19 protein-coding genes and 1 pseudogene are annotated in these 26,525 nt (G+C 63.2%); 8 read left to right on the top strand and 12 right to left on the bottom strand.

Going from position 1 to position 26,525, the window contains the following annotated elements; translation table 11 throughout:
- The first annotated feature begins 1 nt into the window (after position 1).
- Together N008_RS04110 and N008_RS21295 are read left to right on the top strand one after the other, a co-directional pair.
- Complete coding sequence (locus N008_RS04110; protein ID WP_081910604.1) at positions 2 to 1,957, top strand: DUF3857 domain-containing protein; 1,956 nt, start codon at positions 2 to 4, stop codon at positions 1,955 to 1,957.
- 273 nt (positions 1,958 to 2,230) lie between these two features.
- Positions 2,231 to 5,851 carry a reprolysin-like metallopeptidase gene (locus N008_RS21295; protein WP_081910605.1) on the top strand — a complete coding sequence of 1,207 codons (3,621 nt, stop codon included), beginning with the start codon at positions 2,231 to 2,233 and terminating at the stop codon, positions 5,849 to 5,851.
- Between the two features lie 223 nt (positions 5,852 to 6,074).
- Here the strand turns inward: N008_RS21295 and N008_RS04120 are convergent, their stop codons facing one another.
- Together N008_RS04120 and N008_RS04125 are read right to left on the bottom strand one after the other, a co-directional pair.
- Positions 6,075 to 8,162 (bottom strand): ComEA family DNA-binding protein, encoded by a 2,088-nt coding sequence (locus N008_RS04120; protein ID WP_044013954.1) that lies wholly within the window; start codon positions 8,160 to 8,162, stop codon positions 6,075 to 6,077.
- Between the two features lie 167 nt (positions 8,163 to 8,329).
- Positions 8,330 to 9,184, bottom strand: coding sequence for a hypothetical protein (locus tag N008_RS04125; protein WP_156109004.1), 855 nt, complete (start codon positions 9,182 to 9,184; stop codon positions 8,330 to 8,332).
- 317 nt (positions 9,185 to 9,501) lie between these two features.
- Here N008_RS04125 and N008_RS04130 point away from each other — a divergent pair, with 317 nt between their 5' ends.
- Positions 9,502 to 10,110 (top strand): hypothetical protein, encoded by a 609-nt coding sequence (locus N008_RS04130; RefSeq protein WP_044013958.1) that lies wholly within the window; start codon positions 9,502 to 9,504, stop codon positions 10,108 to 10,110.
- 179 nt (positions 10,111 to 10,289) lie between these two features.
- On the opposite strand, the gene N008_RS04135 is transcribed toward N008_RS04130, so the two are convergent.
- The gene (locus N008_RS04135) at positions 10,290 to 12,599 is read right to left on the bottom strand and encodes a S46 family peptidase (protein WP_044013960.1); all 2,310 of its coding nucleotides are present in this window, start codon (positions 12,597 to 12,599) and stop codon (positions 10,290 to 10,292) included.
- A 137-nt stretch (positions 12,600 to 12,736) separates the two neighbouring features.
- Here N008_RS04135 and yidD point away from each other — a divergent pair, with 137 nt between their 5' ends.
- Entirely contained in the window at positions 12,737 to 12,958 is a 222-nt protein-coding gene (yidD, locus tag N008_RS04140) for a membrane protein insertion efficiency factor YidD (protein WP_044013962.1), read from the top strand.
- Positions 12,959 to 13,215: 257 nt separating this feature from the next.
- The gene (locus tag N008_RS04145) at positions 13,216 to 14,154 is read left to right on the top strand and encodes a hypothetical protein (protein ID WP_052381178.1); all 939 of its coding nucleotides are present in this window, start codon (positions 13,216 to 13,218) and stop codon (positions 14,152 to 14,154) included.
- 76 nt (positions 14,155 to 14,230) lie between these two features.
- Here the strand turns inward: N008_RS04145 and lgt are convergent, their stop codons facing one another.
- The 7 genes from lgt to N008_RS04180 form a co-directional block, all read right to left on the bottom strand.
- A complete protein-coding gene (gene lgt, locus N008_RS04150; RefSeq protein WP_071884483.1) occupies positions 14,231 to 15,127 on the bottom strand; it encodes a prolipoprotein diacylglyceryl transferase in 897 nt (298 codons plus the stop codon).
- A 93-nt stretch (positions 15,128 to 15,220) separates the two neighbouring features.
- Positions 15,221 to 15,460: a hypothetical protein gene (locus N008_RS04155; protein ID WP_052381179.1), complete on the bottom strand. Its 240-nt coding sequence runs from the start codon at positions 15,458 to 15,460 to the stop codon at positions 15,221 to 15,223.
- Positions 15,453 to 16,079 (bottom strand): RNA polymerase sigma factor, encoded by a 627-nt coding sequence (locus tag N008_RS04160; RefSeq protein WP_081910607.1) that lies wholly within the window; start codon positions 16,077 to 16,079, stop codon positions 15,453 to 15,455. The genes N008_RS04155 and N008_RS04160 overlap by 8 nt, the downstream gene beginning before the upstream one ends.
- 333 nt (positions 16,080 to 16,412) lie before the next feature.
- Positions 16,413 to 18,347, bottom strand: a complete 1,935-nt coding sequence (gene nadE / locus N008_RS04165) for an NAD(+) synthase (protein ID WP_044013964.1) — start codon at positions 18,345 to 18,347, stop codon at positions 16,413 to 16,415.
- 158 nt (positions 18,348 to 18,505) lie between these two features.
- Positions 18,506 to 19,243 (bottom strand): ribonuclease III, encoded by a 738-nt coding sequence (gene rnc / locus N008_RS04170; protein ID WP_052381180.1) that lies wholly within the window; start codon positions 19,241 to 19,243, stop codon positions 18,506 to 18,508.
- Positions 19,244 to 19,248: 5 nt separating this feature from the next.
- On the bottom strand, positions 19,249 to 20,499 hold the full coding sequence (gene fabF / locus N008_RS04175; RefSeq protein ID WP_044013967.1) for a beta-ketoacyl-ACP synthase II: 1,251 nt from the start codon (positions 20,497 to 20,499) through the stop codon (positions 19,249 to 19,251).
- A gap of 161 nt (positions 20,500 to 20,660) precedes the next feature.
- The gene (locus tag N008_RS04180; protein ID WP_019948606.1) at positions 20,661 to 20,897 is read right to left on the bottom strand and encodes an acyl carrier protein; all 237 of its coding nucleotides are present in this window, start codon (positions 20,895 to 20,897) and stop codon (positions 20,661 to 20,663) included.
- 161 nt (positions 20,898 to 21,058) lie between these two features.
- Here N008_RS04180 and N008_RS04185 point away from each other — a divergent pair, with 161 nt between their 5' ends.
- Both N008_RS04185 and pyk read left to right on the top strand, forming a co-directional pair.
- Positions 21,059 to 21,487 (top strand): IPExxxVDY family protein, encoded by a 429-nt coding sequence (locus tag N008_RS04185; RefSeq protein WP_044013969.1) that lies wholly within the window; start codon positions 21,059 to 21,061, stop codon positions 21,485 to 21,487.
- A gap of 107 nt (positions 21,488 to 21,594) precedes the next feature.
- Positions 21,595 to 23,033 (top strand): annotated as a pseudogene (gene pyk / locus N008_RS04190) (pyruvate kinase).
- A 207-nt stretch (positions 23,034 to 23,240) separates the two neighbouring features.
- On the opposite strand, the gene N008_RS04195 reads toward pyk, so the two are convergent.
- Both N008_RS04195 and rpsT read right to left on the bottom strand, forming a co-directional pair.
- Positions 23,241 to 24,737 (bottom strand): T9SS type A sorting domain-containing protein, encoded by a 1,497-nt coding sequence (locus N008_RS04195; RefSeq protein WP_197062948.1) that lies wholly within the window; start codon positions 24,735 to 24,737, stop codon positions 23,241 to 23,243.
- 126 nt (positions 24,738 to 24,863) lie between these two features.
- Positions 24,864 to 25,121, bottom strand: coding sequence for a 30S ribosomal protein S20 (rpsT, locus tag N008_RS04200; protein ID WP_044013973.1), 258 nt, complete (start codon positions 25,119 to 25,121; stop codon positions 24,864 to 24,866).
- A gap of 265 nt (positions 25,122 to 25,386) precedes the next feature.
- Between rpsT and N008_RS04205 the strand changes: the two genes are divergently transcribed.
- Entirely contained in the window at positions 25,387 to 26,373 is a 987-nt protein-coding gene (locus N008_RS04205; protein ID WP_044013975.1) for a YheT family hydrolase, read from the top strand.
- Positions 26,374 to 26,525 lie beyond the last annotated feature (152 nt).

Here is a 26,525-nt window from a genome sequence, read left to right on the forward strand (position 1 = left end):
TATGCTATACTTTCCGCGCACTGCCGGCCGCCTGAGTTTGCTGTTGGCGGCCTGCCTGCCGGGCTCCGTGGTGCTGGCCGGCCCGCCCGCCAGCTACCCCGTAGCTGATATTGCGGCCTCGCTCCGCGAAAACGCCCACGCCGTGGTGCGCCGCTCCGACGAAACGCTGGTGGTGAAATCGGCGGGGCGCACCGTGGAAACCGTGCGCCGGGCCGTCACCATCTTCGACGAGGCCGGGGCCGACTACGCCCGCAAGCTGGTGTACTACGACCAGCTCAACACGGTCAGCTACCTGCGCGGCACGGCCTACGCCGCCGACGGCCGCGTGCTGCGCACGCTGAAAAGTTCGGAAATCAAGGACATTTCGCTGTCCGACGGCTTCAGCCTGGCCAACGACGGCCGGGGCCGCCTCGCCGACCTGCGCCAGCCGGTGTACCCGTACACCGTGGAGTTTGAGTACGAAGTCAGCTCCACCAACACCCTTTTCTATTCCACCTGGAAGCCCCAGCCCGACGAGCAGCTGGCCGTGGAGCACGCCACGTTCCGGGTGCTGATGCCGGCCGGCCTGGCGCTGCGCTACCAAGAGCGTGCCCTGCCCGCCGGCACGGCGGCCGTGAAAACCCCAACGGCCGACGCCGGGCAGGCCTACGAGTGGCAGGTGCACAACCTGGCCGCCGTGGAAGCCGAGCCCGACGGACCGCCCGTGAGCGAAACGGCCCCCGCCGTGTACACCGCCCCCACCCAGTTTGAGGTGCAGGGCCACCTGGGCACGCTTACCTCGTGGCAGACCCTGGGCCTCTGGAACTACCAGCTCAATGCCGGCCGCGACGAGCTGCCGCCCGCCGTGCAGGCCAAAGTGCAGGCCCTGCTGCAGGGCGAAACCGATGAGCGAGCCCGCATCCGGAAAGTGTATGAGTGGCTGCAGGCCAACACGCGCTACATTTCGGTGCAGCTGGGCATTGGCGGCTGGCAGACCTTTCCGGCCAGCAGCGTGGCCGCCAATGGCTATGGCGACTGCAAGGCCCTGACCAACTACTGCCAGGCCCTGCTGAAAACCGCGGGCATCACGGCCTACCCGGCTTTGGTGCGCGCCAATGAGGAAGACATCCGCACGGAGTTTCCCAGCCAGCAGTTCAACCATGTGGTGCTGTGCGTGCCGCTGAGCAAGGCTGCCAAGCCCGACACCGTGTGGCTGGAGTGCACCAGCCAGACCAACCCGTTCGGCTACATGAGCAGCTTCACTGGCAACCGCCACGCGCTGCTCGTGACGCCCCAGGGCGGCCGGCTGGTGCGCACGCCCCAGTACCTGGCCGCCGACAACCGCCGCGAGCGGCTGGCCGACGTGTACTTGGATGCGCAGGGCAGCGCCACAGCCAGTGTCCGGACCCGGCTTTCGGGCCTGGAACAGGACGCCTACACAGGGCTGGCCAGCTCCCAGAACCTGGCCGATCAGAAGAAGGCCGTAGCCGAGCATCTGCCGCTGGCCAACTTCAGCATCAGCAAGCTCAGCTACCAGCCCGACCACCGGCAGCCGGTGCCGGTGCTCACCGAAAACCTGGGCCTGACGCTACCGGGCTGGGCCTCGGTGTCGGGCAAGCGGGCGTTTCTGACACCCAACCTGCTCAGCCGCTGGAGCGCGCTGCCGGCTGCCGTGGGCGAGCGGCGCACGGGCGTCTGGCTCGACAACGCCTTCAGCTACGCCGATACCGTCCGGATTCATGTGCCCGCCGGCTTCAAGCCCGAAAGCCTGCCGGCGCAGGTGCAGCTAACGACGGCCTTTGGAACCTACTCCAGCCAGGTACAGGCCCAGCCCGATGGCACGCTGCTGTACGTGCGGCGCCTACTTGTGCCTCGCACCCGCTTTGCCCGCGAAGAATACCCGGCTTACCAGGAATTCCGCCGCCGCATCAGCCAGGCCGACAAGGCACAGGTGGTGCTGGTGAAAACCGAAGCCTGACCCTGCCAGCTGCTTCTCCCTGCCCAAGGCCCGCCGGAACTGCTTCCGGCGGGCCTTGCACGTTAGGTGGGCAACCACCAACCGGAGGGCAGCCACGTGCATCCCTCTAAATCTGTGTCGGTTAGACCCGCACCGCTCTGCGTGAGCACTGGCTATTAGGTGAAAGATACCTTCAGGTAAAATACCCTTCTAAACGCATTACACCTTCAGCAAAACCAGTACCTTAGGGCACCAGACTCTTGTTGACTTCCTTTTTTTTCAACCCATTCTTCTATGTTACCAAGCTTTACTCTGCCAAGAAATACATGGCGTCCGGCGCTGCTGGGCGGCCTGCTGCTGGCGGCGACCGGGCTGCCGAACATGGCCTCCGCCCAACGCGTGTTGTGGGCCGATGCACCCGGCGCCCAGCCGGCTGCCCGCTCTGCCACGCAGGCCCTGCGCCAGTACCGGGCCGTTACGGTGCAGCTGCCGGCCATGCGCGATGCTCTGGCTACTGCCCCCCGCGAGGCCGGCGCCGGCGCGCGCAACTCCGGCACCGTGGTGTCGCTGCCGCTGCCAGATGGCACCTCGCAGCGCTTCCGCATCGTGCAGGTGCCCGTGATGCTGCCCGAGCTGGCCGCTAAATACCCGCAGATCCGCACCTACGAAGCGCAAGGCATCGACGATCCGGCGGCCACGGCCCGCCTCGACGTGTCGCCGGCCGGCTTCCACGCCATGATTATGAGCGGCAGCCGCACGGTGTTCATCGACCCCGCTGAAACCGGCAGCAACACCCACTTGGTGTTCGACCGCACGGCCATGAACAAGGACAACGTGCGCTTCGAGTGCCTCACGCCGGGCGCCAGCAGCGCGGCCGGCACGGTGCTGGCGCCGCCGCTGCGCGTGGCCGTGCCCAACGGCGCCACGCTGCGCACCTACCGCCTGGCCGTGTCCTGCACCGGCGAGTACGCGGTAGCTGTGTGCGCCCCGGCCGCCCCCACCACAGCCCTGACGCTGTCGAAAATGGTAACGTCGGTGAACCGCGTGAGCGGCGTGTATGAGAAGGAAGTGGCCGCCCGCCTGGTGCTGGTGCCCAAGAACGACACTTTGGTGTTCCTCGACGGCACCACCGACCCGTTCACCAACAGCTCCTCCACGACGCTGCTGACCGAAAACCAGACCGTAGTGACGGCCCGTATCGGCCAGGCCAACTACGATATCGGCCACATCTTCGCCACCGGCGACGGCGGCGTGGCCCAGTTGCGCAGCCTGTGCGCCGCCAGCGGCAAAGCCCGCGGCATGACCGGCCGGCCCGCGCCGTTCGGGGATGCTTTCGACATCGACTACGTGGCCCACGAAATCGGCCACCAGTTTGGCGGCAACCACACCTTCAACGGCACGGTAGGCTCCTGCGCCGGCGGCAACCGCTCGGCGGGTGCGGCCTACGAGCCCGGCTCGGGCACGACCATCATGGCCTACGCCGGCATCTGCGGCACCGACAACACCCAGCCCAACTCTGACCCCTATTTCCACTCCTACAGCTTCGATGAGCTGGTAGCGCACATGACCAACGGCGGCAATTGCGGTGTGAACACGGCTACCGGCAACAATGCCCCAGTAGTAAACGCTGGCACCAATTACGCCATTCCGCTCAGCACGCCGTTTGAGCTGACCGGCTCGGCCACCGACGCCAACAGCGACCCACTGACGTACAGCTGGGAACAGTTCAACCTCGGCCCCGGCGGCGCGCCTAACTCGCCTACCGGCAACGCTCCAATTTTCCGCGCGTTTTCGCCCGTAACTTCGCCTACGCGCACCTTCCCGGCCACGCTCACGCCGGCCGGCACGCCGGGTGCTTTGCTGACCAACGTGCAGGTGCGGGGCGAAATTCTGCCTTCGTATGCCCGCAAGCTCATCTTCCGCCTTGTAGCCCGCGACAACCGCGTAGGCGGGGGCGGGGTTGATTACGACTCGATGAACGTGGCAGTAATCGGCACGGCTGGCCCGTTCCTGGTGACACTGCCCAACACGTCGGCTGCCTCGTGGCAGGCCGGCGCGCCGCAGCAGGTAGCCTGGGACGTGGCCAACACCACGGCCGCGCCCATCAACGCTGCCAACGTAGACGTGCTGCTCTCCACCGACGGCGGCCGCACATTCCCGACGGTGCTGCAGGCCAACACCCCGAACGATGGCTACACCGTGGTAACGGTGCCAACTTCGGTGGCCGCCACCACCACGGCCCGCATCAAGGTGAAAGCCGCCGGCAACGTGTTCTTCGACCTGTCCAACCAGGATTTCACCATCACCAACTCGGGCCAGCCCACGTTCTTCCTGGCGCCTACGGCCGCTCAGATTCCGGCCATCTGCCCCGGCGCTGGCTTCTCGTTCCCGCTGGCTATCGGCCAGATTCAATCGTTCAGCGGCGCGGTAGCCCTGTCGGCGGCCAACCTGCCCGCCGGTGTCACGGTTTCCTACGACAACAACGCCCCAGCCGCTGGTACCACCGTGCAGGCTACTGTGAACGTGGCAGCCGGCACCGCTGGTGGCAACTACACCATCTCGCTGACGGGCGTGAGCGGCAGCATCACCCAGACGCAGCAGTTCACCTTCACGGTGCTGCCAAGCGCTACAGCCACTGCCGTGCCGGTTAGCCCGGTTAGCGCTCAGCGCGTAGGCCCCCGCCCCCGCCTGACCTGGAACGCTGTACCTAATGCCACCACCTACGAGGTGCAGGTAGCTACCGACGCCACCTTCAGCAACGTGCTGCTCACGCAGGCCAACATTGCCGCCACCAACTTCACGGTAGCCACGCTGCCCCTGACGCCGGGCACCACGTATTTCTGGCGAGTGCGGGGTGTGAGCCCCTGCAGCACGGCGCCGTATTCGGCCGCAGCTTCGTTCCAGGTGGGCTCCGTAACCTGCGCGCCGATTGCGGCCACGCAGGTACCGGTCAGCATTCCGTTCGGCACGACGCCTACGGTAACGTCCACCATCAACGTACAGAACGCGGAGCGGGTCGGTGACATTCGTATCCGCAACCTAGCCATCACGCATCCTAACGTGGGCGAGCTGACCATTTCGCTAACGAACCCTGCGGGCCGGACTGTAGTGCTGCTCGCCAACGTGTGCCCCGGCACCGCCGACCTCAACCTGAACCTGGATGACGCGGCCACTTCCGCAGTTAGCTGCCCGCTGGCCAACGGCGCCACCGTGCGCCCAGCCAACTCGTTTGCCCCGCTGCTCAACGACCCGGCCAACGGCAACTGGACGCTGACCATCTCGGACAACAACGCCAGCAACGGCGGCCAGCTAACCGGCTGGAGCCTGGAGCTGTGCACGCTGGCCGAAGTTCCGGCTGCGCCATCTACGCTGCTCACGCTGCTCAATGGTGTGACCAACAACCGCGCAAACGTGAACCTGGTGTGGGCTGACAACTCCAACAACGAAGCTAGCTTCCAGATTGAGCGCACCGGTGCGAACAACAACACGTTCGCGCTGCTGGCTACTGTGGCGGCCAATACGACGTTCTACGCCGACCAGATTGCCGGCGCCAACGGTACCTACTGCTACCGCATTCGGGCCATCAACGCTACTGGCAACTCGGTGTACACCAACGAAAGCTGCGTGAATATCACCACGCTTTCCAGCCAGAACGCGGCCCTGCTGCGCGGCGTGGAAGTATTCCCGAACCCAAGCACCGGCCAGTTCCAAGTGAGCGTCGATAACGCCCAGCGTGGCCTCGTTACGCTGCGCGTGACGGATGCCGTGGGCCGCACCGTGAGCAGCATTGCCCTCAACAAGGGCGGCGCTCCGCTCAAGCACTCCCTCGACCTGAGCAAGCTCAGCACCGGCGTCTACCAGCTCCACCTCGACATGCCAGAAGGCACCGCCGTGGTGCGCCTGTTGAAGCAATAGTCGGCACCGAGTATCAACACATAAAAAAGGCGGCTCCCGACTCGGGAGCCGGCCTTTTTATGTGTTGGCACGGGTAATTATAGGATACCTGAAAACCTTGCGCACGTCATGATTAGCTTGTCGAAGCATCTCTACCGCTTCGTTGTGTTGGCATTGATTAGCCAGAGGTAGAGATGCTTCGGCAAGCTCAGCATGACGGCCTGAATGCTTTATATACGCCCTACTAGAACCGGTAGCGCGCCTGGGCTTTGAACTCGGTGCGGCGGGGGCCCTGGATTTCTTCGAGGCCGGAGCCGACGGTGGTTTGGTGGCGGTAGTGGGTTTCGGCCAGGCGCAGCCAGAGCGTGAGCTGGCGGGTGCAGCTGATTTCAGCAATGCCGTAGACGCGGGTGCCCTGCCCCGAGAGGGCCGGCACCGAAAACGCGTAGAGCACGTCCTGCTCGAACACGTACTGGCGCGTGTCGTAGCTGTCGGTATCGAAGAGGGCGTAGCGGGCAGTGAGGCGCAGGCGGCGGCCGATGCTTACCGAGGCATCCTGGGCCAGCACGTAGCCGCGCTGCCAGGGGCTGGCGTCGGTGGCGCGGTAGCGGCTGCCCTGCACGCGGGTGCGCAGACCCAGCGTGGGCGTGGGGTTGGCGTCGTAGTAGAGCAGCACGCTGTGGCGGGTGGTGGGCTCGGGCTGCGGGATGGGCTGGTCGGAGGACGGGTTGTAGGCTTTCTGGCGGGTGCGCAGCTGGGCGTATAGCAGGCTGGTTTTGGTGGGCGCGTACGTCACGCGCGTCAGCCAGTCGTGGCCGCGCGAGGGCGCACCCACGTCGTATTTCAGCCACGGAAACCAGAACTGGTCGTAATACGCCGATACTTCCCAGCGGGCCACCGGCCGTACTTTCAGCCCCAGATACAGGCCGCTTTCGTTGATGTTGCGGGTGTTTTCGCTAAGCGCGTTGCCGTAGAGCGTGTGGAAGTCGCGGGTGTAGTGCCGCACCAGCGCCGACACATCCACGGTGGGCGCGAGGCTGGCCAGCAGCCCGTTCACGGTGCCCCAGCCGCCGCTGCTGCTGCGGGCCGTTTCGCCAAACACCAGCACGTTGCCGCGCACGTAGGTGTAGTGCGCGCCCAGCGCCAGGTTGTGCGTACCGCGAAACTCGTACTGGTTGTACAGCTCGGGGCGGCGCTGAATGGCTTTGTCGAAGTGGGTGTCGACGGCGGTGAGGCCGGCGGCGAGGTGGCCGCTGCGGCTGGTGTAGCTGAGGTTGCCGCCGGCCACGGTTTCGCGCAGTGTCTGGCGGTTGGCCCGCTCCGAGGGTGTGCGGTGGAAGCCCGTCAGCAGAAAGCCCGACGAAAACTCGTCGAACTCTGCCAACGAATCGGCCGCCAGCTGCACGTTGGCATCCACCCGCTTCCTCGACACGAAAGCCGTGGCCCGCACCGTGGGCGCCACTTCCACGGTAGTGGCCGCACCCCTAAAAAACGTGCTTTCCAGAATGGAAGAGTACGGCCGCACCCCGATGGAGCTGCGCCGCAGGGTGGTGATGGTTTCGGCGCCCTTGCCCACCTGCAGCCCCGACGACAGCAGCAGCCCCTGCCCAAACTGCAGCTGGTAGTCGCCGACGGCCAGGGTTTTCAGCTTGCTCCGCTCCTGCACCACAAAGTGCGCCGACAGAAAATCGGCGCCGTACTGGCGGCCCTTGGGGTTCCAGGTGAGCTGCTCGCCGGCGTCCTTTTCGGCTGTGACGCCCAGGCTGAAATCCTTGGCGTGGCTGACGCGGTAGCGCAGCAGCAGCTTGTCGGGCGACCCGAGGTAGCGGGTGGGGCCGCGGCCGAGGCTGTCGAGGGGGGCGGCAGTGTAGCCGGTGCGGGTTTGCAGCACCCGCTCGTAGCGCAGAAACAGGGCGTTGTTGTCTTCCTTGAACACGCGCTGCCACAGCGGGCCGCGCAGGCCGTTGGTGCCGCCGGCGGTCTGCACCGTCACGAAGGGCGCGGCCCGGTAGATGGTGCGCAAATCGAAGCCCGGCACGGCCTGCAGCTCGTAGAGGCTCAGCAGCGGCCCGCGCTGCTGGCGGTACGTGAGCAGCTGGCTGATTTGGTTTTCGGAGAGCAGCAGCAGGCCGCGCAGGTCCTCGCGGGTGGCGGTGTTGAGGCTGAGCGGCGTCTGGTAGTACTGCAGCAGCGTTTCGTAGAGGTCCTCGGAGGGCACCTGGTCGCTCTGGATTTCGGCAAACAGCTCCTGCGTCAGCCGGTCGAGGTCGGGCGTGGGGCGCACGTATTCCTGGGCCTGCGCCGTACCGGCTGCCGCCAGCAGAACGGCCATCAGGATAGCCTTGCAGCGCCGTTTTTGCGGGTAGCGCGAAGCGTTTGCTTCGGGCCTAGCTGAACCGTAGGCTGCTGAATCGTTTAGCGGTACGCGAAGCAAAGGCTTCGCGCTACACTCGCCCGACAGTTCTCCCGACTGCGATACGAAAGTGCTCCAACCGGACCTCATGGCTGCTTGGCGTTGAAGCTCAGCCCAATGCTCAGGTGCTGGCTGAGGCCCAGGGCCGCGTGCCAGGCGGCGGCGTAGTCAATCTGCAGCGCGCCGGCCCGAAAGCCCAGGCCACCGGTGGTTTCCTCGGTGAGCGTACGCAGGCCGGCCCGCAGCGCTAAGGCGTCAATCACGCGGTATTCCACGCCAGCCTTGAAGTCGGCCGACTGCTCCACTTCCTTTTCGGTTTCGATGTTGAGCATCACCTTGGCCGTGGGCCGGTACGAGAGGCCGGCCTTGAGCACCGTGGGCACCCGCTCCTGCTGGTATTCGGCCAGCTTGGCCTGGTTGAGGTTGTAGAGGTAGGCACCGAACACCAGCCGCTTGGGCACCAGCTCGGCCTGCCCGCCCAACGATACGGCCACCGCCCGCCGGCTACCCAGCCCCTCAATACTCAGCTGCAGCAGATCCACCCGCGCCCCGATGCTGACAAGGCCGCCGCGGTAGCCGTAGCCGGCCCCGATGCGCTGCTCGTTGTAGAGCTTGCCGCCGAAGCGCTGCACCTCCAGGCCCACCACGCCCCGGCGGGCCAGCCCGTTTTCCACCTTGCCCAGCGGCGCGGCCACCGCCAGCGCCACGGTGTTGAGGGCGCTGAGCAAATAACGGTTTTCGGCGTACACGGCTGCCGTGGGGGCGCTGAGCTGGCCGAGGCCGGCGGCGTTGTTGCCTACCGCCCACACGTCGTTCAGCGTGACGGAGGCGTGACCAAGGGCGGCGGCGCGGGCCCCGCGCACGCCGGGGCCGCTGCCCTGCGCGTGGGTGATGAATCCGGTTAGCAATAAGACACTCAGAATCGGGTAGCGTTTTGCCATAAAGTGCTTTTGCATCTTTTACAAGTGATGAAAATTACCGGAAAGCCAGCAACTCCACAACTATTCATAGCGCACAGCCAATATTTATTTCCAGTGAGAAATCCAGCCCCGCCAGACGCATAAACGCCCCGGCGCCAACACGGCACCGGGGCGTTTTGCCAGCCCTTAAACGGGGCCTATATGCTCTTTTGCAGGCAACTCAGCCTGTAGCAGCATTGCATTTTCATAATTTATTACTACCTCTGCTTCAGTTAGGTACCTATTGAGTTTTTAGTTTTTCTATTCCCTACGCTAACCGCCCTGCCTGGGTCGCTGCCATGAACGCCCGCCCCCTCCTACTCGCCATTGGCCTGCTGGCACTGAGCACCAGCTGCGACAAAGAGCCGGATACCACCACCATCGAAGGGCAGGTGGTGGACCGGATAAACGGCCAGCCCGTGCCTAACGCCACGGTGCAACTGCACGTGACGCCCAACACCGGAGCAGGCGCTTATCGCGCTGTGGGCGCCCCGCACGCTTGCGACGCGCAGGGCCGGTTCTCGTTTGCCGCTGAGGCGCCCGGCGGCCATGTTATCCTGATGGCCCACTCCGCACAGGGCCACTACACGGCCTACGGCGAAGCCCCCGCCGTGCGCCAGGGCCGCAAAAACCAGGGCCTGCGTGTGCCCATCTACTCCCCCGCCTGGCTGCGCTTCGTGCTGGTAGACGAGCCGCCTCGCAGCCGCGTGTGGATTAGTATTGATGGCTCCAACACGCTAGTGGCCGAACTGCCCTATCCGCGCGACACTACTTTCGTACGGCCCATAGATGGAGGTCAGAACTATAGAGTTCGTTGGTATATCAACGTAGATGGAGTGCGGACTCTCACCAGCCAGAACGTGAACGTGCCCGCCCTGGACACCGTGACCGTACGCATTCCTTTTTAGCTGTGTAGTCTAACCTACTGGCCCACAATATCGGCTGCGCGCCAGACGCAAAAACACCCCGGCGCCAACACGGCACCGGGGCGTTTTTGGGTGTCATTCTGAGTAACGCGAAAAATCCGGGAAAACCCCGGTGGCGGGCTTGCGCAGATTCCGTGCTTCACTCGGAATGACAGGCGGGACTACATGCCGGCGGCAGTGGTTTCCTTGCCTTTCTTCTTCTTGACTTTGGTTTTCTGGCCGTCGTCGGTTTTCACCTTCATCTTTTCCACGTCGCCCAGGCCGTTGCTTACCGAGGCGGTGGCAGCACCCACGCCGGGGTTGGGGCCGTTGTTGACGATGGTCATTTCATCGACGATGTGCTTGGCGTTGCCGAGCTTCTCGATGCACCAGAGCACGTAGCGGATGTCGGCGTTGATGCAGCGCTTCAGCTCGGGGTCATATGCCAGGTCGCCGGTCATGGCTTCCCAGTTGCCGTCGAAGGCCAGCCCGATCAGCTCACCGCGGCCGTTGATAACCGGCGAGCCGGAGTTGCCGCCCGTGATGTCGTTGTCGGTGATGAAGGCCACGGGCAGGTTGCCGTCCTTATCGGCGAAGCGGCCGTAGTCTTTCATTTTCAGCAGCTCCAGCTCTTTCTGGGGCACCACAAACTCGGGGTTGGAGGCGTCTTCCTTCTCCAGAATGCCCTGGGCCGTGGTTTTGTAGTCGTAGCGCACGGCGTCGCGGCCTTTGTAGGGGCGCACAGTGCCGTAGCTGAGCCGGATGGTGGAGTTGGCATCGGGCGAGTACACTTTCTGGCTGTTCTTCTCACGCAGGGCGGCCACGTAGAGGCGGTTGGCGCGGGTGAGGCCGCTTTGCAGGGCCTGCATTTTGGGCAGAATGTTCTGGGTGTAGTTCAGGTACACCGAGTTGAAGGTCTTGAAGCCGGGGTCGGCTTCCAGCTTGGCCAGCGTGGGCGCGGCCAGGAAGGCCTTCACCTTGGCTTCCGAGGTCAGGAAGGAGTTGGCAAACACGTAGTCGGCGTACTTCTGCATCGAGTTGCCGTACTGCTTCTGCACGGTCTGGAACACGTCGGGCAGCTGGGCGGCGGGCACGTCCTTCATGTAGAGGCTCATGAGCGCGGCAAACACTTTTTTGTCGGTGCTGGCGCTGTAGTCCTTGAAATACTCGGCCACAGGCTCCTGCAGGTCGGCGGTGGCTTTGCCGAGGGCTGCCTTGTCGGTCGGCGTGGATTTCAGGGTCATGTAGAGCGGCATCATGCGCGAAGCCAGCGTGATGATTTCGGTGCCGAAAGCGGCTTCGTTCACGTAGTTGGCGCTCAGGTTGTACTCCCGCAGGCCGGCGTAGGCCTGGTTGATGCTGGTGAGGGCCTCGCCGTACTGCTGCTGGCGGGCGGGGTCCTGGCTGATCCACTGAGCCAGGGCGGCTTCTTCGGCCTTCTTGGCGTCCACGGTTTTCAGGCGGTTCATGCCCTCATTCTGGCCGATGAAATACTTCCAGTAGTTGGCGATGTTGGCGTACTTGGAAGCGTACTGCAGGCGCAGCGTGGGGTTCACGTCCATGTCTTCTTTCCACAGCTTGAGGCGCGTGTCGCGCAGCTTGATGCGGGCGGGGTTGCTCTGGTCGAGGGTCATCTGCAGGCCGGCGGCGGGCAGGAAGCGCTGGGTGCGGCCGGGGAAGCCGAACACCATGGCGAAGTCGCCTTCGCTGATGCCCTGCAGGCTTACGGGCAGGTGCTTCTTGGGCACGTAAGGCACGTTGTCGGCACTGGGGCCGGCGGTGGGCTTGTTGTTTTTGTCGGCGTACACGCGGAACATCGAGAAGTCGCCGGTGTGGCGGGGCCACATCCAGTTGTCGGTGTCGCCGCCGAACTTGCCCACGGCTTCCGGCGGGGCGCCCACCAGGCGCACGTCGCCGAAGCGCTGGTACACGAACAGGTAGTACTCGTTGCCGCCGAACATGTCGCGCACGTAGGCCACGTACTGGCCGTTCTCCTTGGCGGCGTCGGCCATTTCCTTCTGGCGCTTCTGGATGGTGGCCATGCGCTCCTGCTCGGGCGTGGTGGCCGTGAGGCCTTCCAGCATCTTGCCGGTCACGTCTTCCATGCGCACCAGAATGTCCACGAACAGGCCGGGGTTGGTCTTCTCTTCGGCTTTGGTAGCGGCGAAGAAGCCGTTCTGCAGGATGTTGTTCTGGGGCGTGCTGTGGGTCTGGATGGCGTCGTAGCCGCAGTGGTGGTTGGTGAGCAAGAGGCCCTGGCTGCTGACGAACTCGCCGGTGCAGAAGCCGCCAAGCTGCACCACGGCGTCCTTGAGGCTGGCGTTGTTGACGTCGTAGATTTCTTCGGCCGTGAGTTTGAGGCCTTTTTTCTGCATGTCGGCCTGGTTGAGCCGCTTCACGAAGAGCGGCAGCCACATGCCTTCGTCGGCGCGGGCCGTGAAGGGCAGCAGCAGCGTCAGCAGCAGGGCCTTGGCCCAGTGATTGGTGCGCATAAAACTGTGGGGAATGGGGAAAGGAAGGAATAAGGCGCCGGGCGCGTGCACCGGCCTTCAAACTTACAAAAAGGCGCTGCAACGCGCCGCCCGCCGGGCTCGGGATTTATTCCGAGGGGTTTGCGGTTCTTTGCGCTATGTCTGCCGTTTTCCGCCAGCTGCTGCTGGGTTTACTCTGGGTGTACCGCCACCTGATTTCGCCGCTCACGCCGGCCAGCTGCCGCTACACGCCCACCTGCTCGGCCTACGCCGTACAGGCCATCGAAAAGCACGGCCCCTGGCACGGCGGCCGGCTGGCGCTGCGCCGCATCGCCCGCTGCCACCCCTGGGGCGGCCACGGCCACGACCCGGTTCCTTGATAGCGTGGGCGTGGTCCTACGAATTGCCCGAAGGGCTTCGTAGGACCACTAAACCATTGAACAGCAACATCAGCACTCCACTGAACACCAACGACCCATTGCCTATTTAGTGGTCCTACGAAGCCCTTCGGGCAATTCGTAGGACCACGCTGCGTTGCGCGCCCGTACCCTCCTGCCTGCTCATTCCGTATACACTGTGTTTGCGCTGCCTGGGCTCTGCGAGTCGGGCAGCTTTTTTTCATCTCCGCTGTTCTTCCATGTCCAGAACTTTCCTGCTTACCCTCGGCCTGGCCACCCTGCTCACCAGTGCGTGCTCACAGGCGCAAAACGAAGTTTCCAACGACCTGACCGCTACTTCCGACACCAACGACCGGGGTGGCGACGACCAGAAGTCGGGCAAAAAAGGCAAAAAGGGGAAGAAGGATAAAAAGGGCAACGATGCCAGCGCGCCGCTGGGCGTGCTGCAGCCGGTAGGCGAGCTGCAGGGCGGCATTCCGGAAAGCTCGGGCCTGGCCCACGGCGGCCGGCCCGGCACGTTTTACACCCACGGCGACGCCGGCACTTCACCCACGCTTTACCTCATCAATGAGAAAGGTGAAAAGCTGGGCGAGCGGGAGCTGCCCGTGACTAACATCGACTGGGAAAGCCTGGCCGACGACGGCAAAGGCACCGTGTTCATCACCGATGCCGGCAACAACAACAACACCCGCCGCGACCTGGCCATCTACCGCGTGGAGCCGCAGAGCCCCAACAGCGTGGGCAAAATCAGCTTCCGCTACCCCGACCAGACGGCCTTCCCGCCCGCCAAGGACGAGCGCAACTTCGACTGCGAAGCCTCGCTCTGGAGTGCCGGCAAGCTGTACCTGTTCACGAAAGACCGCGCCAACCAGACCACCAGCAAAGTCTACAGCGTGTCGGACCAGCCCGGCTCGCACGTGGCCGAGCTGCTGACCAAGCTCAGCATTGCCGGCGAGGTAACCGGCGCCGACCTTAGCCCCGATGGCCGCCACCTGGCGCTGCTGGGCCGCGAAGAGCTGTACCTGCTGGAAGGTACCGACCTAAACAGCGCCCTGAAAGCCACGCCCAAAACCGTGTCGCTGAAAGGCGCCGGCCAGACCGAGGGCCTGCTGTTCCTCGACAACGGCACGCTACTCATCAGCACCGAGCAGGGCGCGCTCTACCGCTACAAGCTGTAAGCACCCGCACAATATCAGGCACAAAAAAGCCCCTCCGCCAAACTGGCGAAGAAGCTTTTTCGTGCGAGGCCGAAGGCTATACTTTGAGGGCCTTCGGATCGGGGGTTGCGTCGGTTTCCAGGTCGCGCGGGGCGTAGCCGTAGGGGTTTTTGGGGTCTTTGCCGGCGCGCAGCAGCACCCACAGCCCAACCAAAATCAGGGGTAAGCTCAGCAGCTGGCCCATGTTCAGCGGCAGCCGGTCTTCGAAGGCTTCCTGGTTTTCCTTCAGGAACTCCACCAGCACCCGGAACGAGAACAGCAGCACCACAAACAAGCCAAACAGCTGCCCGCGCGGCGTGCGCTCCTTGGTGCGGTTCCACATGAAGTAGAGCAGCACCAGCAGCACGATGCAGAACAGCGCCTCGTAGATCTGGGTGGGGTGGCGCAGCTCAAACGGAATGTTGCTGTTGCCGCCGTGGATTTCGTTGTAGCGCGCAAACTTGAACGCCCACGGCACGTCCGTCACGCGGCCGATAATTTCCGAGTTCATCAGGTTGCCGAGGCGGATCATGCAGCCGCCCAGCGCCACCACAATCACAATCCGGTCGAGCACCCAGAGGTAGTCGAACTTGTTGTTGCGGGCAAACAGGTAGGTGGCCAGCAGAATGCCCAGCGTGGCGCCATGGCTGGCCAGGCCGCCTTCCCAGATCTTGAAAATCTCCAGAAAATGCTCGCTGGTGAGGTAGTAAGCAGGATCGTAGAAAAGCACGTGCCCTAGCCGCGCCCCCAGGATGGTGCCCACCAGCATATAGATGGTAATGACATCCACCCAGCGCGGCGACACCCGCTCCGATTTGTAGATGTGCGACAGAATGAACGTGCCGAACACGAAGCCCGACATGAACAGCAGCCCGTACCAGCGCAGCGTCAGCGGCCCAATGTGCGCCAGAATCGGGTCGGCGGTCCAGGTGATGTAGGAGAGAAAAGAAAGCATGGTTACGAAATATAGAAGGGACTCAAAGGTACTCAGACATTCCACTTGCCGCTTTGCCGGCTCCTGCGGCGGCAACTCGTGGGCCGGCGGCAGTTAGCGCAGCAGGGCGCCGTCGCCGCTCAGCAGCAGCAACAAGCCCAGCATGACGGCGTAGCTGGGCCAGCGCAGCCAGGCGGGCAGCAGCTGGCGCTCCGCGGCGGCTTCGGCCACCAGCCGGGCCCGCACGCGGCTGTAAAAAAACGGCCGGGGCTGGGCAGCGGGCTGCGTGCGCCACTGGCGCAGCAGGTTTTCCCATTCGTCGTCGGCTATGGGCCGGGAGGCAGGATCAGTCATGGCGCAGGGAAAGATGGTGGCGAAGGGTTTTGCGGGCCCGGAACAGCAGGGATTCCACGGCCGGCACGGTGGTGTTGAGCACGGCCGCTATTTCCTCGTAGCTCAGCTCCTGCTCGTGGCGCAGCGTGAAGGCCACCTGCTGCTGGCCGGGCAGGCGGGCAATGTACGCCAATAGCAACGCCAGCTGCTGCTGGCCTTCCAGCTGGGCCTGCGGGTGCGCGTGGTCGGGCGGCTCGTGCAGTACTTGGTTGTCGAAGCCCAGTAGGCTGGTGAAGTAGGCGAAGCGCTTCCGGGCGCGGGCCCGCTGCCGGTGCTTGAGCGCCCGCGAAGTAGCCAGGCGGTACAGCCAAGTGCTCAGCGCCGCCTCGCCCCGAAACCGCCCGATGGTCTGGTACACTTCCACAAATACCTCCTGCGCCACGTCCTCGGCCTCTTCCGCCGACTGCAGCAGCGCCAGCACCGTGCGGTAGATGCGGTTCTGGTAGCGCTCCACCAGCGTCCGGAACGCCGCCTCGCTGCCCTGCTGCAGCTGCGCTACCAACTCGGCATCGGGCGAGACGGCAGCGCCGGGCGCGGGCGGCACAACGCCGGAAGCAGCAGGCAGCGGAAGGGTATACACCAGGGAGGCAGGAATTGAAAGATGAAAACGACACCTGCCCGGCACCCGGCCTTTGCCGCGCCTGCTGAGGATACAACTGCTTAGGCCCCATCGGCACGCAAAACTTGCGCACGGGCCAAACAATATTATTCAACAGCCTGTCTGACAGTTGATAATACATTGAAACCCCGCAACCTATCGGCACTTGCAGCCATAGGTCCGGAATCCTCTTGCAACCGCAACTGGCCAGAGGTGGCAGCCGCGCCGTGCTGACGACGACCGGCCCGACGGCTGAAAGAGCCGCCGGACCGGAGCCACTACCTTACCCCAGCGCAGCCAGTCGCCGCCCGGCCCCTACAGCGCGTTCAACTCCTCGGTGTAGCCACCGCTCAGGATGGGGAAGCGCAGCCAGGAGCGCGGGTCTACGTTGTAGTCGTCGAGGTGGAAGCTGGGGGCGTACCGCTCGCGCTTCCACTGGTTGCGGCTCCAGAGGCTGTAGAAGCGTTTCACGTAGGTTTTCAGCTGCTCAGGGTCGGCGGCGGGGTCTTCGTGACGCAATGTGGCCAGCACCTGCTTGGGCGCCAGCCGGTCGTAGAAGGCCAGCCGCTCGATGCGGTTGAGCAGCACGTAAGGCATCAGGTCCCGCTCGTCGGTTTGCTTGTCTTCGAGGGGGCGCAGCTCGGCGGTGGGCTGCAGGCTGTTCACGTGGCGCAACGCCGGGTAGTTCAGCTCGGTTTCGGCCCAGCGCAGCCACTTCTTCACGAAGTCCTTGTCCACGCCCGCAATCGGCGAGATGCTGCCGGCCGTGTCGCCGTCCATGGTGCAGTAGCCCACGCTGGCCTCCGAGCGGTTGGAGGTGGTGATGAGCAGGCAGTTCTGCACGTTGGCCAGCAGCCAGATGGCCGGGGCCCGCACCCGCGCCTGAATGTTCTGCAACGCCAGGTCGTCGGTTTGCCAGGTCAGGTCGCGGCCCAGCGCGTGCTCAATCTTGCCCACGTAGCCGCTCACTTCCGCGTCGATTTCCCAGTTGTGAAACACGGCCCCGATAGACTCCGCCAGCTCTTTGGCCGAATTGAACGTGTCGTCGGAGGAGTTGACGGTGCCCTGGTAGGCGCAGGTAAGCAGGCGGCGCGTGATTTCGTTGTTTGCTTTTCGCTGTTCGTTGTTGGTCGGGCTCAGCGAGGCGTCGTTGGGGCCCGGCGCATCCTGGTCGGCTACGGCCGTTACGGGGCCGGCCAGCTGGGCTATTTCCTCTGCGGTGAAGCAGCCGGCGCGGCGCATGAACTCGGCGGTGCCCAGCTCGGCGGTGCCCAGGCGCACCATCTCGGCCACCGCCACGGCGCACAGGCAGGAGTCGGCGCCGCCGCTGAGGCTCAGCACGAAGCCCCGGCTGCGGGCCTTGCGCAGGTAGTCGAACAGGGCCAGGCTCAGGGCCTGGTTTAGCTCCCGGTACTCGTCGGGCGCGGGCAGCGGCACTATCTCGGCGGCAGGCTCCAGCGGCGTGCTGAAATCCACGTCCACGTACTCCATGTCCACTTCCTTGAAGCTCATGAGCTGGTTACGCAGCAACAGGTGGCCGTGGCGGGCCACCAGAATTTCACCGTCGTAGGTGATGCGGCCGGCCTCGTTGCCGAGCAGGTTGGCGTAGAGGTAGGTGCAGTTGAACGTGCGCGAGGCCTCCGTTACAAGGTGGTAGCGCACGTCGGTCTTGCTCATGGCGAAGTGGCTGGCCGAGGGATTCACGATTAAGTCCACGCGGCCCATCAGGCGGCAGGCGGGGCGCACGTCGTTGGGCCGCCACGCATCCTCACAGATTTCAAACCCGAACTTCACTCCCTGGTGCTCAAACGTCATATCGCCCAAGGTCCACTCCTCCCCTTCCCACTGCACCGTGGTGGTTTCGCCGGCCGGCCAGGGCGCAAAGAAGCGCGGCTCGTAGTGCACGCCGTCGTTGGCCAGAAACTGCTTGGCCGCGAAACCCAGAATCTGGCCGTCGCGCAGCACGGCAGCCGTGTTGTAGGTGCGCTGGTTGAGCCGGATGGGCAGCCCCACCACCACGCAGATGCCCTCGGTCCAAGGCCGGATCTGCTGCAGATGGGCCAGCGCGGCTTCGGGCAGCCACTCGCTCAGAAACAGGTCTTCGCAGCCGTAGCCGGTGAGGCACAGCTCCGGCAGACACAGCAGCTCCACGCCAGCCGCTTTGGCCTGCGCTATGGCCTCACGGATGGTGCGCAGGTTGTGGGTCCAGTCAAACGGTATCTGGTTGAGGGCGGCGCCGGCTATTCGCATGGGAGGGGTCGGTAGGTTTCTGCAAAACAACTCTATTTCCCCGGATTGGGTTGCCCACTGCGTCTTCTGCGCAAAACACTGCGCCCTCTGCGGGCTACATCGTACCAACGACGTAGCCCGCAGAGGGCGCAGAAGTTTACGCAGAGGGCGCAGTGTTCTTACACGCCCAACGCCGCCAGCGCCCGTTCGGCGGCTAGCTGCTCGGCCTGTTTCTTACTCAGCCCCATGCCGGTAGCCACCACTTCGTCGTCAAGCACCACGGAGGCCGTGAATTCCATGACGCCGCCGGGGCGGGCCTCGCCGTTGAGGTCGTAGCGGATGGCTTTTCCGTTGCGCTGGGCCCATTCAATCAGCTTGCTCTTGAAGTTGGCCGTGGTTTCGGTGAGGGATTTCACATCCACGTAGGGCTTCACGAGGCGGCTGAGCACGAATTTGCGGGCCGCCTTGTAGCCCTGGTCGAGGTACACGGCGCCCACCAGCGCCTCCAGGGCGTTGCCGTTCACGGAACGCGAACGGGCGGCGCGGCCCTGACCGGGGTCCAGCTGCACCAGCTTGTCGAGGCCCAGCTTGAGGGCCAGGCCGTTGAGGCTTTCCCGGTTCACGATGCGGCTGCGCATCTCGGTCAGGAAGCCTTCCTGCTCATACGGAAACTTGCGGAACAGGTACTCGGCCACCACCGTGCCCAGCACGGCGTCGCCGAGAAACTCCAGCCGCTCGTTGCTTTGGTGGCGCCCGGTGGTAGGCTGCTGCTTCACCACCGACGAATGGGTAAAGGCCAAATGGTAAAGCCGCACGTTTTGAGGCGTGCGGCCGGTTACCGTGGCAATGGCCTGGCGGAAGGCCTTATCGTGGCCCAGCATCCGCCGAAAAAACCCGAACAAGGGTAAGCCACTCATGGCTGCTACTCCTCGAATTTGCGGAACACCACCGACGTGTTGTGCCCGCCAAAGCCGAAGGTGTTACTCATGGCCACCTTCACCTCGCGCGGCTGGGCCTCGTTGAACGTGAAGTTCAGCTTGGGGTCCAGTTCGGGGTCGTCGGTGAAGTGGTTGATGGTGGGAGGCACGATGCCGTGCTGAATGGCCAGGATGCTGGCCACGGCCTCAATACCGCCCGCGCCGCCCAGCAGGTGGCCGGTCATGCTCTTGGTGGAGCTGATGTTGAGCTTGTAGGCGTGCTCGCCAAACACCTTCTGGATGGCCTTCACCTCGGCACCGTCGCCGAGGGGCGTGCTGGTGCCGTGGGTGTTGATGTAGTCCACCTCTTCGGGCTGAATGCCAGCGTCGCGCAGGGCGTTCTGCATTACCAGCACCACACCTTCGCCCGTAGGATCGGGCGCCGTGATGTGGTAGGCATCCGACGACAGACCGCCACCGATGATTTCGGCGTAGATCTTGGCGCCGCGGGCCTGGGCGTGCTCGTAAGCTTCCAGAATCAGAGCCCCGGCACCTTCACCGAGCACAAAACCGTCCCGGTCTTTGTCGTAGGGACGCGAGCCGGTTTCGGCATCGTCGTTCCGCTCGCTCATGGCCTTGAGAGCATTGAAGCCCCCTACGCCCGCTTCCGTAATGGCTGCTTCCGAGCCGCCCGTCACCACCACGTCGGCCATGCCGAGGCGGATGTAGTTGTAGGCCGCCACAATAGCATCCGACGACGAGGCGCAAGCCGACGTCGTCACGAAGTTGGGGCCGCGGAAGCCGTTTTTGATGGAAATGTTGCCCGACGAGCTGTCGGCAATCATTTTAGGGATGAAGAAAGGGTTGTAGCGCGGCGTTCCGTCGCCCTTGGCGAAGTTGAAACACTCGTCCTGGAAGGTTTTCAGCCCCCCAATGCCCGAGCCCCAGATTACGCCTACCCGATCCTTGTTTACGCCTTCGAGCAAGCCGGCATCTTTAATGGCTTCGTCGCTGGCGATGACGGCAAATTGCGTGAACAGGTCCATTTTCCGACCTTCCTTGGTGGGGAAGTAGTCATCCGGGCTGTAGTTCTTCACTTCGCAGGCGAAGCGGGTCTTGAACTTGCTGGCGTCGAAGCGGGTGATGGGCGCGGCACCGCTGATGCCTTGGCGCAGCCCTTCCCAGTAAGCGGGAACGGTGCTACCCAGCGGCGTGATGGCGCCCAGGCCAGTAACGACAACTCTCCGAAAAGCCATAGGCGGGGCAGAGATTACGAAAAAGGGGAAAAGCAAAACGGCCGGCGGCAGGCCGGCCGGAATGCAAAAAGTAGAATCAAGTAGGTAGTATCAGGTATTAAGTATTGAGCTAAGCCCAGCATGTAGAAACCTCTCAATACTTAATACTCGCTACTCACTGCTTACTTGGCGTGCTCTTCGAGGTAGCTGATAGCCTGGCCCACGGTGCCGATGTTTTCGGCCTGGTCGTCTGGGATAGACACGTTGAATTCTTTTTCAAACTCCATGATCAGCTCCACCGTGTCGAGCGAGTCGGCACCCAGGTCGTTGGTGAAAGAGGCCTCCGGAGTTACTTCCGACGCTTCTACGCCCAGTTTGTCGATGATGATGGCTTTTACTTTTTCTGCAATTTCAGACATTTCCGTGGGGGTTTAGAGAAAACTCGCCACAAATAACATCATCTTCCCTAACATTTTCAAACCTGCCCCCCGATTCTTCCCGGCACAAGATTCTGGCCAGGGTGGTTCGTTTCGGATAAGGGGATGTGTACTTTTGCGCATCACCGCTTCGGCACCTGTCTATGAAAACCCTCACGCTGGACGTAGAATATGAGTGTGACTTCGACCTGTTCGGGGTAGTCTCGTCGAGCCGGGAGCACACGCTGGCGTGGCAGCTCAACCAGGCGCTGCGCCTGCGCCTGGTGAAGCAGCAGGACCTGATCTACGACCTGCTCCACCAGGGCCGGCTGGTCATCAGCAACTACCTGCACGCCACCGAGCACCTCACGCTGCGCCTGCTGCGCAACCGCTCCATCGACCCCTCGGTGCTGAAAAAGCCGTTTTTGGCTCCCGATGTTAAGGAGTATGACTACCTGATTCAGGTGAACAACGGCAGCGGCCAGCTGGCAGCCGAGACTTTACTGGCCGAACTGACCACCCTGCCCGTGGTGCAGTACGCCTGCCAATTCGACCCGAATACCTTGAAGTTTAAAGAAAATCTGCTCTTTTGAGCCTGCAACGCCAAGCTCCAGCTTGGCGGGCCATCTGAGCGTCTTGTTTCACCTAGCCACTGTCGTCGTGTGCCGACTCACCAAGCTGGAGCTTGGTGTCCCTTTCTATGGAACCTCTGCCCCATTTCAATAAAACTAAAATCGTAGCCACGGTTGGCCCGGCCTCCAACACCTACGAGAAGCTCGGCATGCTCATGCGCGAAGGCGTGGACGTATTCCGCCTCAACTTCTCGCACGGCAGCTACGAAGACCACCTGTCGGTTATCAACACGGTGCGCCGCCTCAACAAGGATATGCGCACCAACGTGGGCTTGCTCCAGGATTTGCAGGGCCCCAAGATTCGCCTTGGCGAAGTGGAAGGCGGCGGCGTTGAAATCAAGGCCGGCGACAAGATCAAGCTGGTGTGCGGCGAAAAGGAAATCACTACCGCTACCCGCCTGAGCACCATCTACCTGGGCCTGGCCCGCGACGTGAAGCCCGGCGACATGATCCTCATCGACGACGGCAAGATTGAGCTGCGCGTGCTGGCTACCGACCGCGACAAGGAAGTGGATGTGGAAGTGATTTACGGCGGCCTCGTGAAGCCCCGCAAAGGCATCAACCTGCCCGACTCCGAAGTGTCGGCCCCGAGCATGACCGAGAAGGACATCGAGGACCTGAAATTTGGCCTGGAAAACGACGTAGACTGGGTGGCGTTGTCGTTTGCGCGCCGCGCCGAAGACATCCGCTTCATCAAGGGCCTGATTGCCGAGAGCGGCAAGTCGGCCCGCGTGATTGCCAAGATTGAGACGCCGGAAGGCCTCAAAAACCTCGACGAAATCATTGCCATTACCGACGCCGTGATGGTAGCCCGCGGCGACCTGGGTGTGGAAGTGAAGATGGAAGAGGTGCCAATGGCCCAGAAGCTGATTGTGGAGAAGTGCAACAAGGCCGGCAAGCCCGTCATCGTGGCCACCCAGATGATGGAAAGCATGATTACGGCCCCCGCCCCACCCGCGCCGAAACCAGCGACGTGGCCAACGCCGTGCTCGACGGTGCCGACGCCGTGATGCTCTCCGCCGAAACGGCCGTGGGCGCGTATCCGGCCGAAGTAATCCGTTCGATGGTGGGCACGATTCTGAGCGTGGAAACCCGCCGCGAGTCGCTGTACCACCGCTGGCACCCTATCTCGCCCGAGTCGCCGACGTTCATGGTCGACAGCGTACTGTCGGCGGCCTGCCACTTGGCTAAAAACACGGGCGCCAAAGCCATTACCGGCATGACGCACCGTGGCTACACGGCCTTCCAGATTGCCAAGTACCGCCCCAAAGCCAACATCTTCATCTTCACCGATAACCGCTCTTTGCTCACGACCCTGAGCCTGATCTGGGGCGTGCGCGGCTTCTACTACGACCGGATGGTGAGCACCGACAGCTCGGTTTCGGACATCAAGTACGCCTTGACCGCCACCGGCAACCTCAACAAAGGCGACGTATTCATCAACACTGCCTCCATGCCCATCAACGAGAAGGGCAAGACCAACATGGTGAAAGTAAGCGTAGCCTAGCGCTGATGTAGCACAGGCTTTAGCCTGTGCCGCACAACACACAAAAAAGCCCGCCGGAATTGCTTCCAGCGGGCTTTTGTTTTTAATACTCAGTAGTGAGTAACGAGTACTTAGTATGGAGTGTTGAGGCAATCATCGAGCATCTCGATATTCCATACTAAATACTCGGCACTCACTACTCACACACGGCACAGGCTGAAGCCTATGCTACTTTTCAAGCTGCAGGCGCAGGTGCTGCGGCAGCTCGCCGGCAGCCTGCACCTCCACTACGTACATGCCGGCCGCCAGGGCCTGCAGGGGCAGCACCGTGGCGGTCTGGCCGGCAGCCAGCGGCCAGGAGCCGGCCGTGCGCCCCAGCGCGTCGAGGAGGCGCACGTTGGTAGTGGTGCGGGCCGGGCCGGCCAGCGTGAGCGTGGCGCTGCTGCCCGCGGGGTTGGGGTAGAGCTGGAACGTGGCCGCCGCCCGCGCCGCCGCAGTGGGCAGCAGCGTGGCGAAATCGGTGCGGGTGCCGCAGGTTTGCACGGTGCCGCTGCTGGTGCGGCGGCTGTAGGTAAGCTGGTATTCCAAATCACGCACGAAGCCCACGCCTGGCGCGCTCAGGGTTTGCTGATTCAAGGCATCCAGCCCCGGCGTATAGCCAATACCGCTACGGTTGTACAGCACCTCCGTCTGTAGCACTGCGGGCCCGCCACAGGCGCTGCCCGGCCGGTTGCTTACGACCGGGTAGCCCATGAGTACCGTGTTAAAGGGCAGCTGCTGGTAAGCGTAGGACAGCAACGGGGCGCGCAACGGGCTCAGCCGGTCGAGGCTGCTACCGCGCCACTGCCCGGTGCGCAGCGAGGCCGACAGGCGCACCCTCGATACCGGCGAAACAACAGTACCGCTCCGTGAGCAGCCCGGCGCGCCATTGTACACCGTTCGGCTTTGCTCCTGGCAGATGTACGTCAGGCTGTCGGCCGTAAGCTGGCGCGTAAGCACGCGGCGCAGCACAGTGCCGCTGCCGCACCCGATTGGATTGCTGGTAAACGGCGTGTATTGGTACCCCAGTTCGTCGCCCGGCTGCAGATCCAGCAGTGCGAGCGGGTTGTAGTAGCTGAGGCCGGCGGGCGCAGGGCGGCGGGCCAGGGTGAGCTGCCGGGCACTGGGCAACCCAAACCGCAAATTCACCGGTCCCGACACCAAGCCGTTGTTTTTGCTCAGCACGATCAGTACGCCAGGATTATTGCCGGCCCGAAAAGTAGCCACGGAATCCTGCATGCCATCCAGCAGCATCGTACCGCGTGATACCAGCGTGGTGGTCAGGCCATAATCAGTGAAAAAGCTGCTCCACGTATCGCCCACGCGGGCAAACGGCTTCAACACCAAAGCACAGCTGAGAATAAAGCCGGTATCGGGGCCACCGTCCCAGAACAGCACGTAGGTGCGCGTGGCGGGCGTGTAGCGCATCTGCTGCCCGAACTGGTTGTTGCGGGCCTTCTGCCAGGCAAAGCTGCCCGCACGCCGCATGATGCGGTTGAAGTAGTACACCGAGTCGGAGTCGCGCACGCCGGCCGAGTCGAGGCGCAACGTCAGGATGGTATCGGCGGAGGCGTTGCGGAAGGCGTGCACGTCGCCGTTGGGCCGGAAGGGCCGCCAGTTCTGGGCGGCAGCGGGCAAGGCGGTGAGGCTGCTCAGGAGCAGCAATAAGCAGTACAGTTGTTTCATATAGGAGTAGAAAAGGATATGACTGCCAAAAGATAGGAAATAAACCATACGCCCGAAACACGAGAAGGCCCCATGCTTGCGCACGGGGCCTTCTCTATCAAAAGAGCAGAAAGTTACTGGTGCTGCTTAGGCGGCCAGCGACTTCACGAACTTAGCCAGCTTCGATTTGTTGTTGGCGGCTTTGTTCTTGTGGATGATGTTTTTTTTGGCCAGGCGGTCCAGCATCGACGATACTTTCTTCAGCAGCTCCTGAGCGGCCGAAGCATCGGTGGTGGCGCGCAGCTTCTTAACAGCTGTGCGGGTAGATTTTGCCTGGTAACGGTTCAGCACGCGCTTAGCTTCGTTGGAACGGATGCGCTTGAGGGCTGACTTGTGATTTGCCATGAGTAGGAGAAATGAACGTTCTGCTCGGTTTCAATTCGGATTGGGTGGGCAAAGGTAAGGGTTTGGATGGAAAGTCCAAACCGTCAGCCCGGAATTTGCCTCGTCGCCCCCGATTAATCTTGCCGGCAGAGCTGCGCGGGGTGGCCCGTTTACCGAACTTTATTTCCGGAATGGGGTTGACAATCGCGCCAGAAGCACTAAATTCTATACAGATCTGCCGGGCATCCTACCAACCACACCGCACCTTAGTTAGCCGCCCTCGCCCATGCCACTCGTTGCCGACTCCCGCTATCAGCCGCCGTTCTACATGTTCAACGGCCACCTGCAAACCATTGTGCCCAGTCTGTGGCGCGAAGTACCGGAAGTGCACTACCAGCGCGAGCGGGTGGAAACGCCCGACGGCGACTTTCTGGACCTCGACTGGTCGTGGCGGCAGCCGCAGGCTCCGGCCGATACGCTCTGCATCGTGTCGCACGGGCTGGAGGGCGACGCCTCCCGTCCCTACGTGCGCGGCATGGTGCGCGCCCTCAACCAGGCCGGCTTCGACGCCCTGGCCTGGAACTACCGCAGCTGCAGCGGTGAAATGAACCGCCTGCTCCGCTCCTACCACCTCGGCGACACCGACGACCTCGACTTTGTGGTGCGCCACGCCCTAGCCACTGGCCGCTACCAGCGCATCTTCCTGACTGGCTTTTCGGCCGGCGGCAACGTCACGCTCAAGTACCTGGGCGAAAACCCGGCGCGGGTGCCGGCTGAGGTGGAGCGCGCCGCCGTGTTTTCGGTGCCCACCGACCTCAAGGCTAGCTCCTACCACATCGGCCGCCTCGAAAACCGCGTGTATCTCAACCGCTTTCTGAAAACGCTGCGTGGCAAGATGCGCCAAAAAGCGGCCCTGCTGCCCGACCAGATTGACCTCACCGACCTCGACCAGCTCCAGGATTTCCCGCAGTTCGACGACCGGTTTACGGCCCCGATGCACGGCTTCAAGTCGGCGGAGGACTACTACGAGCACGCTAGCTCCGGCCGCTACCTGAGCGGCATCCGCATCCCGACGCTGCTCGTGAATGCCGAAAACGACCCGTTTCTGCCCGCCAGCTGCTTCCCCCGCGACGTGGCCGCCGGCAGCGAGTTCGTGTTCCTGGAAACACCCTCCGACGGCGGCCACGTGGGCTTCGGTGAAGGCACGCCTGATGGCGAATACTACTCCGAGCGCCGCGCCGTGGAGTTTCTCACGGCCGCCGTGCCGGCGTAGTCAATGGCTGTGACCGTTCTTTTCTTGCACTGCTTGTCATACCCGCCACCTCGGAATAAGTGCGGTTCTGGCCTCACCGCACGGGGTGTCATAGACGTGATGCTTTGACGAGAGAACTAGGTTCCATGTTGGGCGTTTACGAAAATCATCCG

The sequence above is a fragment of the Hymenobacter sp. APR13 genome, assembly GCF_000737515.1.
Lineage (GTDB): Bacteria > Bacteroidota > Bacteroidia > Cytophagales > Hymenobacteraceae > Hymenobacter.